Annotated in this window: 16 protein-coding genes; 9 read left to right on the top strand and 7 right to left on the bottom strand. The window is 69.2% G+C overall.

The window, feature by feature from the left end:
* Nucleotides 1–82: 82 nt before the first annotated feature.
* Both ACFWMR_RS26635 and ACFWMR_RS26630 read left to right on the top strand, forming a co-directional pair.
* Nucleotides 83–1,018, top strand: a complete 936-nt coding sequence (locus ACFWMR_RS26635; protein ID WP_378380328.1) for an ATP-binding cassette domain-containing protein — start codon at nt 83–85, stop codon at nt 1,016–1,018.
* Between the two features lie 65 nt (nt 1,019–1,083).
* Nucleotides 1,084–1,806 carry an ABC transporter permease gene (locus ACFWMR_RS26630; protein ID WP_208636036.1) on the top strand — a complete coding sequence of 241 codons (723 nt, stop codon included), beginning with the start codon at nt 1,084–1,086 and terminating at the stop codon, nt 1,804–1,806.
* Here ACFWMR_RS26630 and ACFWMR_RS26625 read toward each other — a convergent pair.
* From ACFWMR_RS26625 to ACFWMR_RS26615, 3 genes are all read right to left on the bottom strand, one after another.
* A complete protein-coding gene (locus tag ACFWMR_RS26625) occupies nt 1,790–4,915 on the bottom strand; it encodes a BTAD domain-containing putative transcriptional regulator (protein WP_378380327.1) in 3,126 nt (1,041 codons plus the stop codon). The genes ACFWMR_RS26630 and ACFWMR_RS26625 overlap by 17 nt on opposite strands.
* A gap of 83 nt (nt 4,916–4,998) precedes the next feature.
* A complete protein-coding gene (locus tag ACFWMR_RS26620; protein WP_378380342.1) occupies nt 4,999–5,550 on the bottom strand; it encodes a YbhB/YbcL family Raf kinase inhibitor-like protein in 552 nt (183 codons plus the stop codon).
* A gap of 236 nt (nt 5,551–5,786) precedes the next feature.
* The gene (locus ACFWMR_RS26615; protein ID WP_378380326.1) at nt 5,787–6,581 is read right to left on the bottom strand and encodes an NBR1-Ig-like domain-containing protein; all 795 of its coding nucleotides are present in this window, start codon (nt 6,579–6,581) and stop codon (nt 5,787–5,789) included.
* A gap of 229 nt (nt 6,582–6,810) precedes the next feature.
* On the opposite strand from ACFWMR_RS26615, the gene ACFWMR_RS26610 reads away from it, so the two are divergent.
* The gene (locus tag ACFWMR_RS26610) at nt 6,811–7,632 is read left to right on the top strand and encodes a peptidoglycan-binding domain-containing protein (RefSeq protein WP_093936572.1); all 822 of its coding nucleotides are present in this window, start codon (nt 6,811–6,813) and stop codon (nt 7,630–7,632) included.
* Nucleotides 7,633–7,692: 60 nt separating this feature from the next.
* Complete coding sequence (locus ACFWMR_RS26605; RefSeq protein WP_378380325.1) at nt 7,693–8,091, top strand: hypothetical protein; 399 nt, start codon at nt 7,693–7,695, stop codon at nt 8,089–8,091.
* A 39-nt stretch (nt 8,092–8,130) separates the two neighbouring features.
* Here ACFWMR_RS26605 and ACFWMR_RS26600 read toward each other — a convergent pair whose 3' ends face one another.
* The gene (locus ACFWMR_RS26600; RefSeq protein WP_378380324.1) at nt 8,131–9,699 is read right to left on the bottom strand and encodes an outer membrane protein assembly factor BamB family protein; all 1,569 of its coding nucleotides are present in this window, start codon (nt 9,697–9,699) and stop codon (nt 8,131–8,133) included.
* Between the two features lie 49 nt (nt 9,700–9,748).
* The gene (locus ACFWMR_RS26595) at nt 9,749–10,432 is read right to left on the bottom strand and encodes a GbsR/MarR family transcriptional regulator (protein ID WP_378380323.1); all 684 of its coding nucleotides are present in this window, start codon (nt 10,430–10,432) and stop codon (nt 9,749–9,751) included.
* 144 nt (nt 10,433–10,576) lie between these two features.
* On the opposite strand from ACFWMR_RS26595, the gene ACFWMR_RS26590 reads away from it, so the two are divergent.
* Nucleotides 10,577–11,392: an oxidoreductase gene (locus tag ACFWMR_RS26590; RefSeq protein ID WP_378380322.1), complete on the top strand. Its 816-nt coding sequence runs from the start codon at nt 10,577–10,579 to the stop codon at nt 11,390–11,392.
* On the opposite strand, the gene ACFWMR_RS26585 is transcribed toward ACFWMR_RS26590, so the two are convergent.
* Nucleotides 11,389–11,589, bottom strand: coding sequence for a hypothetical protein (locus tag ACFWMR_RS26585; RefSeq protein ID WP_378380321.1), 201 nt, complete (start codon nt 11,587–11,589; stop codon nt 11,389–11,391). The genes ACFWMR_RS26590 and ACFWMR_RS26585 overlap by 4 nt on opposite strands.
* Nucleotides 11,590–11,651: 62 nt before the next feature.
* Nucleotides 11,652–12,269, bottom strand: coding sequence for a TetR/AcrR family transcriptional regulator (locus ACFWMR_RS26580; RefSeq protein WP_378380319.1), 618 nt, complete (start codon nt 12,267–12,269; stop codon nt 11,652–11,654).
* A 67-nt stretch (nt 12,270–12,336) separates the two neighbouring features.
* Between ACFWMR_RS26580 and ACFWMR_RS26575 the strand changes: the two genes are divergently transcribed.
* The 4 genes from ACFWMR_RS26575 (at nt 12,337) to ACFWMR_RS26560 (ending at nt 15,272) form a co-directional block, all read left to right on the top strand.
* Nucleotides 12,337–12,978 (top strand): MSMEG_1061 family FMN-dependent PPOX-type flavoprotein, encoded by a 642-nt coding sequence (locus ACFWMR_RS26575; RefSeq protein WP_093936579.1) that lies wholly within the window; start codon nt 12,337–12,339, stop codon nt 12,976–12,978.
* Between the two features lie 13 nt (nt 12,979–12,991).
* The gene (locus ACFWMR_RS26570) at nt 12,992–13,888 is read left to right on the top strand and encodes a PDR/VanB family oxidoreductase (protein ID WP_378380318.1); all 897 of its coding nucleotides are present in this window, start codon (nt 12,992–12,994) and stop codon (nt 13,886–13,888) included.
* A 46-nt stretch (nt 13,889–13,934) separates the two neighbouring features.
* Nucleotides 13,935–14,891: an alpha/beta hydrolase gene (locus ACFWMR_RS26565; protein ID WP_378380317.1), complete on the top strand. Its 957-nt coding sequence runs from the start codon at nt 13,935–13,937 to the stop codon at nt 14,889–14,891.
* Between the two features lie 84 nt (nt 14,892–14,975).
* On the top strand, nt 14,976–15,272 hold the full coding sequence (locus ACFWMR_RS26560) for a DUF1540 domain-containing protein (RefSeq protein ID WP_378380316.1): 297 nt from the start codon (nt 14,976–14,978) through the stop codon (nt 15,270–15,272).
* The last annotated feature ends 34 nt before the right edge of the window (nt 15,273–15,306 follow it).

The following is a 15,306-nucleotide window of genomic DNA, read 5'->3' as shown; positions in this document are numbered from 1 at the left end:
CACGCGGCTGACACGGCGCTGACACCACCCGTGTCAGCGCCGTGGCGGGGCCGTGTCAGCGGGGCCGCCCAGAGTGGCTCCCATGAACGACACAGCGATTGCGGTCTCCGGACTGCGAAAGACCTTCGGTGACAAGGTCGTGCTCGACGGGATCGACCTGGAGGTCCCCGCGGGCACCATCTTCTCCCTGCTCGGCCCGAACGGGGCGGGCAAGACCACGACGGTGAACCTGCTGACCACCTTGATGAAGGCCGACGGCGGTACGGCCAGGGTCGCGGGCCACGACCTCACGACCGACGCCAAGGCGGTGCGGGCGGCGATCGGCGTCACCGGCCAGTTCGCGGCGGTGGACGAACTGCTCACCGGGCAGGAGAACCTCCAGCTGATGGTGGACCTGAACCGGCGCGCCGGCGGCGGCAAGCGGGTCGTGGCCGACCTGCTGGAGCGCTTCGACCTGGTGGAATCGGCGAAGAAGCCGGCTTCGACCTACTCCGGCGGTATGCGCCGGAAGCTGGACCTGGCGATGACGCTGGTCGGCGATCCGCGGATCATCTTCCTCGACGAGCCGACCACGGGGCTGGACCCGCGCAGCCGTCGCACCATGTGGTCGATCATCCGTGATCTGGTGACCGGCGGCGTGACCATCTTCCTCACCACCCAGTACCTCGAAGAGGCCGACCAGCTCGCCGACCGGATCGCGGTCCTCGACCAGGGGCACCTGGTCGCCACCGGTACCCCCGACGAACTCAAGCGCCGCATGCCGGGCACGCACGTCCGGCTCCGGTTCACCACGGTCGCCGAACTCGACGCGGCGGCGGGGATCTTCCCCGGCGCCACCCGGGACGACGAGACGCTGGCCCTGCGAGTCCCCAGCGACGGCGGGACGAAATCCCTGCGGGCACTGCTCGACCGGCTCGACGAGCACTCGATCGCCGCCGGAGAGTTCTCCGTCCAGACCCCTGATCTCGATGACGTTTTCCTCGCCCTGACGGGCCACGACACGGAGGCAGCACTGTGACCACTCGAACCATGACCACGCAGACCACCACCTCGACCGCGCGCGCCAAGTCTCCTTCGCTGGTGATGCTGCGCCGCAACTTCAAGCATCTGACCCGCAATCCGACCTCGGTGTTCAACGCGATCCTGATGCCGGTCGTGATGATGCTGATGTTCGTGTACGTGTTCGGAGACGCGTTCAGCGTCGGCGTCGACTACATCGACTACGCGACGCCGGGCCTGATGCTGCTCGCCGTCTGCTACGGCCTCGGGGCCACCGCGACCGCGGTGAACTCCGACATGACGAAGGGCATCATCAACCGCTTCAAGGTCATGGACGTCTCCCGCGGCGCGGTGCTGACCGGGCACGTGGTCGCCAGTCTGCTGACCAACCTGATCGCCATCGCGGCGCTCACCGGGGTGGCCTTCCTGCTGGGTTTCTCGCCGTCGGCGGGTTTCCTCGACTGGCTCGGTGTCGTCGGCATCGTGGTACTGCTCGGTTTCGCGGCGGGCTGGCTCACGATCGCGCTGGGCCTGGCGGCGAAATCCCCGGAAACCGCGGGCATCGCCTCCGTGCCGCTGGTCATGCTGCCGTTCTTCAGCAGCGCGATCGTCCCGGCCGAGAAGATGGGACCCGGGCTCCGGGAATTCGCGGAGTACCAGCCCTTCACCCCGATCATCGAGACCCTGCGCGGGCTGCTCAACGGGGCCCCGGCCGCGAGCGACGTGTTCCCGGCCCTCGGCTGGTGCGCCGGGATCGCGCTGGTCGGTTACCTGTGGGCGTCCTCGACGTTCAAGAAGCGAGCGTGACCTCGACCAACTTGTGCCAATCCGCAGTGGTGCCTTCCCGCGCCGCCTCCGCGAACTTCGCTTCGCCGAGGCGGCGCAGCACTGTCTCCTCGATGCGGGCGATCTCCGGATTCGACCGATCCGGCAGCCCGCGCAGCTCGTCGGCCGCCGCGAGCAGTCGCACGGCCTGCTCCGGCTCGTCGCGGCGCAGGGCGAAGTCCGCGATTCCCACGATCATGTGGGAGATCAGCGGCACGTGCCGCACTTCGGCCGCCGCCTGCCAGGCAGCTTCCCGGTGTTTCCGAGCTTCGCCGAGATCCTCGGTGAGGTAGCCCAGGAGGTCGTGGGTGACGGCACGGACATGACCCAGTTCCCCTTCGTCACCCATGACGGCCGACGCGATGGCCAGCTGCTTCTTCGCTTCCTCGGCCTCGCCGCGCCAGCGTGCCAGTCCCGCTTGCGAAAGGGCGAGCATGCCCAGCGCTCCCGGCCAGGTGACCTGTTCGGCGCGGCGCCGTGCTTCGGCCGCGGCGGCGGCGCTGGACTCCTCGTCGCCCATCAGCCAGAACAGCTCCGCCTGCCGTGACCGCAGCCGGATGAGGTCCTCGACGGAACCGACCTCGGTCACCACCGTGATCGCCTGTTCGTAGTACTCGCACGCGGTCGCGAACTCGCCCCTGGTGGCGAGCCGGTCCGCGAGTTCGGTCAGGGCGAACGAGATCCCGAACCGTTCGCCGAGGGCCCGGAATTCGCCGAGTGCCCGTTCGAGGTACACCTCCGCCTCCGGGCCGTGGTGGCCGAGCGTGATCCGCATCTTGCCGAGGTGCAGCCTGCCCAGCGCGCGGACCCACGCGTTTTCGTCCTCCAGCACGGGTTCCCAGGCGGACAGTGTTTCCTCACCGGCCAGCATGCGCACCAGCGGGACGACGAGCCCGAGCAGCGGATGGTTGTCTTCGCTGTTCTGGCTGAGCCGGTAAGACTCGTGGATCCACTTCGACGCGGTGTTCTCGTCGGCGAAACCGGAGCTCACGAACAGCGAGACGAGGCCGTACACGATGGCGGCGACGTCGTCGGGCACGTCACCCGGCGTCTCGACGGCCGCCTTGACCAGCTCCATGCCTTCCGCGCGGTGCCCGCTGAGCCACCAGTACCAGCCGCAGGCCGCCGCGAGCCGCATCGCCGCCGGTGCTTCGGCCGCCGCGAGCGCGCCGCGCATCGCGGCAGTGATGTTGTCGTGGTCGGCGTTGAGCTTGGCGAGCCATTCCAGTTGCTCGGCACGGCGGAGCATCGGCTCGGCTGCCTCGGCGAGCTCGGTGAAATAGGCGAGATGCGCGTCGCGCGCCAGTGCCGATTCGCCCGCTTCGGCGAGCCGGAGTTCGGCGTATTCCTTGATGGTGCCGAGCATCCGGTAGCGCGGCGCCTCGTCGCCCGCGGCGACCAGCAGCGACTTCTCGGTCAGCGCGGTGAGCAGTTCGAGCACCTCGTACTGCTCGACGGCTTCGCTCACACAGACGTGCTCGGCCGCCTCCAGGCTCGCCCCGCCCGAGAACACCGAGAGCCGGCACAGGACCGTCCGTTCGGCGTCGCTCAGCAGCTCCCAGCTCCAGTCGACCATGGCGCGCAACGTCCGGTGCCGCGGCAACGCGGTCCGGCTGCCGCCGGTCAGCAGGCGGAACCGGTCGTCGAGCCGGTTGGCGAGCTGGTCGATGGACATGGTGCGCAACCTTGCGGCGGCGAGTTCGATCGCCAGTGGCATCCCGTCCAGCACCCGGCACACGCGCGCCATCGTGGCCAGCGTCGCCTCGTCGGCCACGAAATCCTTGCGCACCGCGCTCGCCCGGTCTCGCAGCAACCGGACGGCGGGGGAGGATTCGATCTCGGCGGCAGCGGCGTGCGGCTCCGGCAAAGCCAGCGGTACTACCTGCCACAACGCCTCGCCGGTGATGCCGAGCGGTTCCCGGCTCGTCGCCAGGATCCGCAGCCGTCGGCATTCCCCGAGGACGCGATGCGCGAAGGCCGCGGCCGCTTCGATGACGTGCTCGCAGTTGTCGAGGATCAGCAGGACTTCGCGGTCGCGGATCGCGGCGATGATCCGGTCGGCGGGTTCGGCGTTCGGCGAGTCGCCGAGCAGCGCGTCCCGCAGTCCGAGCGCCGCGAGCGTCGCCTGCGCGACATCGCCGTCCGGGCCGATGGCCGCGAGCTCCACCAGCCACGCGCCGTCCGGCAGGTCGCCGAGCAAGGTCCGTGCGGTTTCCGTGGCCAGCCTGGTCTTTCCCGAACCGCCGGGGCCGATCAGGGTGGTGAGCCGGTGTTCGGCGACGAGGTCACGGACCTTGGCGACGTCGGCGTCCTTGCCGACGAAGCTGGTCAGCTCGGCGCGCACGTTGGTCTTGCGGTTCTCCTCCCGCCGTCCCAGCTCGCCACGCAGCAGCGAGACGTGCACCGCCGACAGTTCGGGCGAAGGGTCGACACCGAGCGCGTCGGCGAGGGCTTCCCGCGTGCGCTGGTACACGAGCAGAGCTTCGGTGTCGCGTCCCGTCGCCGCGAGGGCCCTCATCAGCGCGGCGACGAGCCGCTCGCGCAAGGGATGCGCGGCCGCCAGGTCGGTCAGTTCGGTGACCAGTTTCGCGCCGTGGCCGAGGTCGAGCTCCGCGTCGAACCGGTCCTCCAACGCCGTCAGGCGAAGCCCTTCGAGCCGGGTGACCGCCGCGTCGAACGCGTCGCTGTCCTGGAGGCCGACATCCTGCATGGCCGCGCCACGCCACAGGGCGAGGGCCTCGCGCAGCCGCCTCGGCTCCTCCTCGCCGCGGGCCTGGCCGACGAGACGCTCGAATCGCACGGCGTCGACGTCTTCGGGCGCGACCTTCAGCCGGTAACCGTCCGGCTGTCCCTCGACGACCCCTTCCGGCAGTACCTTCCGCAGCCGGGAAACCAAGCGCTGCAAAGCGTTCGTCGCGTCGGCGGGCGGCTGTTCGCCCCAGATCCAGTCGACCAGCGTCGCCTTCGGGACCACGCGGCCCGGTTCGAGCGCGAGAGCGATCAGCAGTCCGCGCAGCCGGGCGCCCGGGACGTCGGCGAGGACGCCGTCAGCCGTGCGAACCTCGAACGAGCCCAGCATCCCGATCTGCATTGGGCCGATTTTGCCACGGGTGATCAGCGGGCCCACCGGCGCGGACACCGGTTGGCTCTGCGTATCCCGGCGGTGTCACCGAGCTACGACTCGCCGCTGATCCTCGCCGTGCCGATCGAAGCCGCCGCGATCGCCCTGGCGGCGGTCTGCGTCGACGAAGTGTTGTTCAGCGTGGTGAGCGACGTCTGGTTGAGGGCGTGCACGACGAACTCGTAGGTGTTCACGGTCGAGGGCGAGCACGGTCCCTGGTAGCCGTAGAGGCTCGCGCTCCCGCGGTAGTAGATCTGCCTGGAGCCGGCGGGAACGGGCGGCTTGTAGGCGTGCTGGACGTTCTGGGGCAGCGAGGCCGTCGTCGCGGGGATGTCGTAGATGACCCAGTGGATGAGGTTGTTGTTGTCGAGGTCGCGCATCACGATGGCGTAGCTCTTGGCCGCGGCGGGAGCGCCCGACCAGGCCAGCGGTGGCGACTCGTTCTTCTTGGCCGGATCGTTGCCGCCGCCGCTGGTGCACTCGTGGACCTTGGGGATGAGACCGCCGTTGGCGAAAGCGGTACTGGACAGGGTGAACGCGTTCGGGGCCGCCGAGGCCGCCGGGGAAAGGCAAGTGGCGCCGAGGGCGAACAAGGCGCAGAACACGATTCTCGTTTTTCTCACTGGAGACTCCCGAGGAATTTGGTGATTTTCTTGCGCGGAATTCAGCGTAGGCAGCCCGGAATGCGTCGGCTAGCGCACTTTTCCGGTCGAACGAGGTGTTTTCCGGTCGTGTCGTCCGTCCACGCACAAGTGTCGTCCGTCTGATCACGTGTGTCGTCCGGTGGCGCTGCCGTGATCAGACGGACGACATGCGTGATCAGGTGGACGACACGCGTGATTCAGGAGCGCACGAGCACGGAGAAGTAGATCGGCCTGTTGCCGGGGAACAGCTCCCGGTCCTGTTCGTCGACCATCTTCCAGAACACCTTGCAGTCGGCCGGGGCGGTCGGCGGGGTGCCCACGGTGACCGTCACCTGCACGTTTCCCTGCGGCGCGGTGTCGTTGACCGGGATCCGGTCCGGGGTGCGGCAGGCGCCGGGCGCGACCGGGAGGTCGGTGCGGCGCAGATACCGCTTCTTCCACTCGACGGTGCCGGTGTTCTTGAGTTCCCACACCTTCACGAACTGCGTGCCCGGCTTGACCACGGTGTCGTCGGGAATGGTCACGTCGGCGACGAACCTGCTCGAGTCGCCGGGGTGCGGAGGTTCGGGCGTGCCCTCGTCACCCGGCAGGAGGACGACCACGACGGCGGCGATCGCGGCGACCAGGACGAGGGCCAGCGGCACCAGGACCCGCTTGGACCGCCATCGTGAACGGGCGGGCGCGGGCTCGGGCGCACGCTCGGCGGACAGCACGAGCTGGACTCCCTGCCATCGGGCGTGCCACTCCTCCTCGTCACCGTCGCAGGCCCGGACGAACTCCCGGACGGTCTCCCAAGGCTGGAGCCGTCTGCCGGTGACGGTGAGGTGCAGGGTCGCGTGGGACACCGCGCCGGACTTCGCGGCCATCTTCCGGAAAGAGGGCTCCCCGGCCCGCGTCCGCAGCTTCCGCAGCTCGTCCATGAACGCTTCGAGCTCCGGCGTCCGTTCTCCCGCTTGCGCTCCCGGCACGCTTCCCCTCGCGTTCGTGTCCAACGTGACAACGATTTTCGTCACTCTGCGCGGCCAGGTGACTATATCGCGAACTTCGTCCCGATCGCCGTGCCGACCAGCGGGATCGTCCTGGCCCTGGCCTGTCAAACGCTGTCAACCTGCGGTTTTTGACGTCAGACGTTCCGTACAGGTGGTTCCGGACGGCCTCTCGCCCAGGGCAAGGTCGGTCACGAGCTGTTCACAGGGAGCAGCACCGAGTGAAGGAGCAGTCATGCGCAAGGTGGCAACCGCCGCGACGTTCACCGCTCTGACCGGAGCCGCGCTCATGGGGGCCACGGCGGGGCAGCCCGCGGTGGCCGCGCCGTCGGTCAACATGGAGGCCGTGATCAAGGCGGCCATGTGGGATCCGTACAAAGCCGACCAGGCGATCACGCCGGGCTCCGGTCCGAGCGTCAAGGTCGTCGAAGAGGCGCTGGCGGCGAAGAACCTGCTCGACAAGAAGCAGGTCGACGGCCACTTCGGCACCTCCACGGTCAAGGCGTACGAGAAGTACCAGAAGTCGCTGGGGCACAGCGGCCTGGCCGCCACCGGGCTGCCGGGCAAAGGCTCCCTGACCGAGCTGGGCAAGGGCCGCTACACCGTGACAGCGCCGATCAGCGTCGGTTCGAAGACCAGCCTGAACGGCAAGACGGTGAACAAGCGCACCGCCGACATGATCGCGGCCGCCGGGAAGAAGGCCGGGGTCAAGTTCACCGTCACGCAGGGCTCGTACAACGCCGGCGGGGTCGGCGCTTCGGGTGGCACGCACGACGGCGGCGGCGCCGTCGACATCTCGGTGAACAACATCTCGAACAAGACCGCCGCGGTGAAGGCCCTGCGTGAGGTCGGGTTCGCCGCCTGGCACCGCACCCCGAGCCAGGGTGACTGGGCCGAGCACATCCACGGCATCGCGATCAGCGACACCGACATGTCGCCGCAGGCGCAGGCCCAGGCCGGTGACTACTTCAAGGGGCTCAACGGCCTGGCGAGCCACGCCAAGGACGACGGTCCCCAGGTGAAGAAGGTGACCTGGGAGGAATTCAAGCGCGGCTGACTCACGGAATCCTGGGCGGGTGGCTTCGGCCGCCCGCCCTTTCTCCGTAAGGTCGTCATCGTGGACGACATCATCGCGGGCCTGGACACCAGTACGTTCAGGCCGGTCGAGGGGTTCGCCGTGCGCTTGTTCCCGCGGGGAAGCGGGCTGGGACACGGGATGAGGTTCGTCGGCGGTGACGACACGGTGCTCGCCGAGTTCTCCTGGTGGGACAACGTGGAAGTGACCTTGCGGGGGTGGACGCTCGACGACGTCCCGCTGGGCACCCCGCGGGAGCCGTTCTTCGAATCCGACCAATGCTGGCTCTTGCTGATCTGGCGCGAGGGCGAGGACGTGCTGATCGCCGAGACGGACGATCCGCACGGTCCGGTCTTCGAACGGCGGTCACGAGTGCCCGGGTCGGCCTACCTCGACGCTTGGACGGTCGCCCTGCGTGAGGCTCGGTCTCCAGGTCCGTGAAGGCCTCCTTCCCTACCCTGAAGGTAGGCAAGGAGGCCTTCACGGACGGGCCGCGGGAAACCCGACGACCGGGGTGTCGCCCGCCCGGGCGGCCACCAGCGCGCCGGGCGCCGGGACGAGGGTGTGGCGGCCGGAGCCGGAAAGCAGGCCGCCGATCAGTTCCCCGGACGGCGGCCACGAAACCGGGAGAGTGGACGCCGGGGAGCCGTCGAGCTCCTGCCGGTGCACCACCATCCCGCCGCCGGGCGAGCCGCACAGGCGCAGGTACGCCGTCGGCGTGGTGGCCTGCGCCCGCCGGTCCGGGCAGGCGGCGAGGTCGACGGCCGTCCCGCCGTCCAGCGTGGCCGCGGTCGTCTTCCCGTTTTCGTCGCGTTCGGAGACGGCCACCGGGCCGAGCGTGATCCGGGCAGGCGCCTTGGAGTCCATTGTGGACAGCAGGGTGCCGGTGGCGGCGTCGAGCACGACGTCGGTTTCCTTGCCGCTCGCCAGCCCCGAGTACCGCAGCGACAGGGAAACCTTGCCACCGCCGGGGGACGAGTGCAGGTAGTAGTCGGCCTTCTCGTCCGACGGCCGGGCCACCGGCAGCCGGTGCTCCCAGCGCGGCGTGCCGGTGCGTTCGTCCAGGCCGAGCACGCCGATCCGGTCCTGGCACAGCAGCGCCGCCAGCACCACGTCCCGGCCGCTCGCGGGCAGCGCGAACGGGGAGACGCAACCCTCGGGCGCCTTCCACGACCACAGCGGGCTTCCGGTGCGCAGGTCCAACGCGTCGACGCGGAAGTCGTTGTTCCCCAGGTAGGTGAGCGAAGGCAGCACGGTGGAGGTCGGCGCGAGCAGATCGGGCCCGTGCACGTCGTCGATCACCGTCTCCTGGACCGGAACGCCGGTGAACGCGTCGAGAATCGTGAGATGGTGGCGGTCCTTCCCGCCGTCGCGAGGAGCGAAGACGGCCAGCAGCAGAAGCCCGTCCGGAGTGGGGACGAGCGCGCGGACGTGGGCACCGGGGCGGGCGTAGGTCCAGCGCACCGCGCCCGTCGGCCCGTCGAGCGCGGTGACCTCGCCGCCGGTCCCGGCGACCGCCACCCCGGCCCCCGCCGCGACCACGTCGAGGACCGGTGAGGACGGGGTCCAGCTCCACGGCGCGGTCGTCACCCGATCGGCGAGCGCCGGCGCGGTGACGACAGTGCCCGGGCCGGCCGTCTCGGACCGCACGGCCAGCCCGGGCACGGTCGTCACGGCGGTCACCGTTCCCGCGGCGAGCACCGCCACCAGCGGGACCGCGAACCACCAGCGGACCGGTCGTGGAAGGCCCGCCACCACCAGCGTGACGACGGCGGCGATCGCGAGCACCGCCGTCGAACTCCCCGGGGTGCCGCTGCCGAGGTCCGTGCTCAGGCAGTAGATCGCCCAGCCGGTGGCGCCTGCCGCGAAGACCAGCGCGGAAACCCTCGCCCCGGTGGACTTTCCGAACGTCAGCAGGGCCGCGAGTACCGACGCCGCGGCGACCAGCGCCACTTCGAGATCCGGCCGGTCCGGGCGGACCGCCCCGCCGTTGAGGAACACCGCCAGTACCGCGCAGCCCGCGGCGAGCGCCGCGACCACCACTCCCATGACCGGATCCTGGCACGGCCGGAATCGCCGGGAGACCGTCGAAATGACGTCATCGCAGGCTCGTTCGCCGCCAGTGTTCGGCCGCCTCGCTCATGTCCTTGTGCAAATGCCGGAAGAACCGGCTGGTGGCCTCCAAACGCGCCCCGGCCGGACCGTCGAACAACCCGGCGCCCCGCCGGGTGACGTCCGCCCACGCGGTCATCGCGTCGAGACTGGCCTGCCAGGCCCGGTAGCCGAACTGATCGTCGACGACGTAGCGATAACGCCTGCCTTCGCGTACGCGGCCGATCAGCCCGCGTTGTTCCAGCCAGCCGACGGCCTTGGACACCGACGCGGGACTGACCTCCAGCCCGGCGGCGAGTTCGGCGGCGGTACTGCCGGCGGTGTCCCCGGTGAACAGGCAGGCCAGCACCCTGGCCATCATCGCCGGGACCCCGGTCGCGGCCATCATCCCGGCGAACTCGGTCTCGAAGTCCCGTAGCGCCTCCGGGGTGCGTTCGGCGGGTTCGGCGACCGGCGGCGGGCCCGGTTTGCGGCGGCGTGCCCGCCATCGCGTCGCTTGCTGCGCCCGGCCTGCCCGGTAGCCGTGCGCGCCGCCGTTGCGCGCCACCTCGCGGATGATCGTCGACTTCGGGCGGCCCATCCCGCGGGCGATCTCGGCGTAGGTGAGGCCCGCGGTCAATCCCGAGGCGATCTGCCAGCGCTCGTCCTGGGTCAGGCGTTTTCCCGGCACGCGTTCTCCCGCTCCGGTGCATTCAGCTCCATGGTCATTGCATCGATTGTAAGCGGTTCACCTGCGAATACAGCGATCTTGCGTTGTCGAGAATGGAAATCGGGTGTTTCGTGAGCGGTGAAGAGACAAGGAGGTGCACACGGGATGACGACCACGGTCTGCCTGGTCACCGGCGCTTCGTCGGGGATCGGCCACGCCACCGCGCTGGAGCTCTCGCGCGCCGGGCACACGGTCTACGGCGCCGCGAGGCGCGTGGAGAAGATGGACGATCTCCGTGCGGCGGGCGGCCGTGCGCTGAAGATGGACGCCCGGGACGAGGGCGATCTCCACCGCGCCGTCGACACCGTTCTCGAAGAGCAGGGAAGGATCGACGTCCTGGTCAACAACGCCGGGACCGTCCTGCACGGCGCCATCGAGGACGTGCCGCTGGACAGCGCGCGTGACCAGCTCGAAGTCAATCTCCTCGCGCCGGCGCGGCTGGTGCAGCTCGTGCTGCCCGCCATGCGGGAGCGGCGGTCCGGCACGATCGTCAACGTCTCGTCGATCGGCGGCGAGATCGCCTTGCCGTTCGGTGCTTGGTACTACGCGTCGAAGCACGCGCTCGAAGCCTTCTCCGACACGCTGCGCATGGAGGTCGAGCCCTTCGGCATCGACGTCGTGATCATCCAGCCGGGCATCATCAAGACCGAGTTCGAGGATCGGACGTCCGCGCAGCTGCGGGAGATCTCCGGCGGCGGGGCGTACGGGGCGATGGCGGAAGCCATGGCGAGGCATGGCGAAACGGGACTCAGCGACGGCTCCGACCCCGCTGTCGTCGTGGAAGCCATCCGTGGCGCCATCGAGTCGGACCATCCGGAAACGCGCTACGCCGTCGGGCACCTCGCCGAGAAACTCCTGGAACTCAACAGGACCCTGCCGGACCGCGAATTCGACAAGCTCGCCACGCGCGCGACGCACTAGCCCGTCCGGCGGCGTGCGCGCGCGACGCCGACCCACAGCAGGATCGACACGACGGCACCCGGCGCCGCCGTCAGGTACACCGGCCACGCGCGGAAGTCCGACATCCACAGCATGGCGACCAGGCCGAGGGTGATCAACGTCCACGCCAACGCGAGGGCGCCGCCTCTTCGCCGCCAGCGGGCGGCGAGGCCGCGCATCCTGTTCTCTGCTCGGATCACACCGTTGGGTACCCGCTCAGCGCCTGGTCAACCCCAAGAAATCAGGCGCGCAGGTAACCGGTGATCATCGCCACGAGTTCGTTCTCGAGCCGGGTGAGGTCGATGGAGTCGGGGGCGGCGATGAGCTGATGCACGGTCAGCTCCACGGTCGACGTGACGAGCCGGGCCGCGGTGTCCTTGTCCTGGACACGGACTTCGGGATGGACGTTGAGCAGATCGAGCAGATCGTCGATCATCTCCCACTTCACCCGGGTGACCCGCTCCAGTATTTCGCCGGAACGGGGCGCCTGCTCGATCATGATCCGCAGGAGCTGCGGGTCGTCGAGATGATTGTCGATCACCGTGCGCACGAACGCCCTGATGATGCTCTCCAGCGATTCGGACGATTCCTTGTAACGACGCAGCGTCGCGGTGCCGCGGTCGCCGTCGAGGTGGCGGGTCAGCAGCTCGGCCAGGATCGCGTCCTTGTTCGGGTAGTACTGATACAGCGAACCGATCGAAACCCGGGCCTGTTCGGCGATCCGGTTCGTGGTCCCCGCGGCGTAGCCGTACTCGGCGAAAATGTGAGCAGCGGCGGCGAGGATGCGCTGCCGGGTCAGCTCGGCCCGGACCTGACGAGGCTGTTTACGTGGCTGGATGCGGCGCTGGTCCGACGTCATGGCACTCCCGGTGAAGCGGCCTGAAAGCGAGTAGCGGGCAGGCTGAACAATTGCTCATAATTGTGCCATGACCAGCAGTTATCTCGTCAATGAGACGCGCCCGCGCCGGATCTCGTACGAGGAGGTGCGTGCCCGGCTCGGCGAGCCGGAGGCGATGATCAAGGCCAAGGTCCACGACCGCGTCGACAGGCACGGCCACCGGTTCATCGCCCATTCGCCGTTCGTGGCGATGGCGACCGCGGACGCGACCGGCCTGCCCGACTGCTCACCGCGCGGCGACTACCCGGGTTTCGTCAAGGTGCTCGACGAACGCACCCTCGCCATCCCCGACCGGCCGGGCAACAAACTCGCCGACTCGTTCCGCAACCTCGCCGAGAACGACGGGATCGGGTTGATGTTCGTGGTCCCGGGGATGCGGGAAGTGTTCCGGGTCAACGGTCACGCGTATCCCACCGACGAACCGGACGTGCTCGCCCGGATGCGCACCGAGGGCAAGGCGGCGGAACTGGCGATCATCGTGGAGGTCGCCGAGACGTTCTTCCACTGCGGGCGGGCGCTGGTCCGGTCCCGGCTCTGGGATCCCGCGAGCCAGGCACTGGCCGACGAATTGCCGTCCGCGGGCGAGATCGCCACCGAGCAGATGGGCCTCGACGTCGATCCGTCGGTGCTGGAGGAGATGCTCGAAACCAGCTACCGGCAGCTGTACTGAGGTGATTCCCTTGATGCAACAGACCATTCTCGACCGCGTCGAGCCGGTCGCCGAAGGCACCGTCTCCCTCGTCCTGCGCGGGGCCGACGGCCCGCTGGCCCCTTGGGAGCCGGGCGCGCATGTCGACCTGGCGCTGCCGAACTGGCTGACCAGGCAGTATTCGCTGTGCGGGGATCCGGCCGATCGCGGCAGCTACCGGGTCGCCGTCCGGCACGACCGGCTCAGCCGGGGCGGTTCGGAGTACATCCACCTGTTCCTCCGCGCGGGCCGCACCCTCGATGTCTCGTTGCCGCGCAACAACTTCCCCTTGCTGCCGGCGCCGGAGTACTTGTTCATCGCGGGTGGGATCGGGATTACTCCCGTCCTGCCAATGATGGCGGCGGCGGGCACTTCGGCCAGGTTGGTGTACGTGGGCAGGTCGGTGGCCACCATGCCGTTCGTCGCCGAACTCCAGGCCGCCTACGGTGACCGGGTGCGGGTCCACGCCACCGACGAACACGGCAGGCCCGACTTCGCCGCCTTGGCGGCCAGACTCGGCCCGCGGGCACTGGTTTACTGCTGCGGCCCCGCTTCGATGCTCGACGCGGCCGAGGCGGCGTTTCCCGCGCCAGGGTTGCATCTTGAGCGTTTCCAGCCGGTGGTCAAGGAATTCGCGCCCAATGCCCCGTTCGAAGTGAACTGTGTCCGATCAGGACGGACGGTGGCCGTCGCGGCGGAGGAGTCCTTGTTGGACGCTTTACGCCACGCGGGGTACCCGATCCAGTCCGGATGCCGCGAAGGGGTTTGCGGCAGCTGCGAGATCGGCGTCGTCGGTGGTGAACCGGAGCACCGCGACGACATCGGCGCACCGCCGGGGCGCATGTACTGCTGTGTCTCGCGTGCGTCCTCGCGGCTCGACCTCGACCTCTGACCCCGTCGTATACGGATTGTCGGCGGCCGGTGGCTAGGCTCGCGCGATGGTCGAGCCCGCATACGATCCCGAACTCGCCGCCGTGTTGCCCGCGCTGGCGGGGCATGTCCCGGTCGGCATGACGACGGAACAGCTGGAGCGCTATCGGTCGTTGAAGTTCCCGTCCATCGAAGAGCAGATCGGCGATCGCCCGGTCACCTGGACCGATCACACGATCCCCGGTCACGGCGGCGCGGAGATCGTGGTCTCGGTCATCGCGCGCGAGGACCACCGCGGTGGCGGGCCGGGGATCTATCACATCCACGGCGGCGGAATGGTGATGGCCGACCGGTTCGCGTCGGTGCACCCGCTCGTCGAGTGGGCGATGAAGTACGACGCTGTCGCGGTCACCGTCGAATTCCGCCGGGCGCCGGAACATCCGCATCCGGTGCCGGTGGAGGACTGCTACGCCGGTCTGGAGTGGATGGCCGCGCACGCGGACGAGCTGGGCTTCGACCCCGGACGGCTGGTCATCTTCGGCGGGAGCGGCGGCGGTGGCCTGGCCGCTGGTGTCACGCTGATGGCGCGCGATCGAGGCGGGCCGGTGTTGTCCGGGCAGTTGCTCCAATGCCCGATGATCGACGATCGCAACGAGACCGTGTCGGCGCGGGAATACGACGGCGTCGGCGTCTGGGACCGGACCAGCAACCTGACGGCGTGGACGATGGTCCTGGGGGAGCGACGGGGCGCGCCGGACGTCTCGCCGTACGCGGCTCCGGCGCGCGCGACGGATCTCAGCGAATTGCCTCCGACGTTCATCGACGTCGGCGCCGTCGAGGTGTTCCGGGACGAGGCCGTGGCCTACGCGAGTGCGATCTGGGCCGCCGGAGGAGAGGCGGAACTGCACGTCTGGGGCGGCGCCTTCCACGGTTTTCACGACCTCGCGCCGGAATCGGCCGTCGCCCGATCGTGCCTCGCCGCGCGGGAATCTTGGCTGGACCGGCTGCTCGCCAGAGGTGAATGAATTTCCCCGAATTGCCGCGAGGGGAAAGCGGTGTAACCCTGGTCATACCGAACGACACCACCACCACGAAGTACAGGAGTCGTTATGACCACCACGGAAATGCCCGCAGTCCACGAATGCACGGTCAGCGGATGTTCCTACAACCACGACGGCTGCCACGCTTTCGCCATCACGGTGGGCGGCGGCAACGGCTCGGCCGATTGCGGAACGTTCGTCCCGCTGAACACCAAAGGCGGACTCGATCGGGTGACCGCGCAGGTGGGTGCCTGCTCTCGGTCCGATTGCAAGCACAATTCCGCTTTGGAATGCACCGCTTCGAGTGTCCGCGTCGGCCCGGGTGAAGGCGGCCACGCCGCGAATTGCCTGACCTACGCCAAGTAAGCGGTAAGTACATGAAGGCCCCCTTCCTTGCGCC

Source organism: Amycolatopsis thailandensis (genome assembly GCF_042723255.1).
GTDB lineage: Bacteria > Actinomycetota > Actinomycetes > Mycobacteriales > Pseudonocardiaceae > Amycolatopsis > Amycolatopsis thailandensis.
The sequence above is the reverse complement of the archived record's forward strand: the minus strand, read 5'-3'. Positions and strand labels throughout refer to the sequence as shown.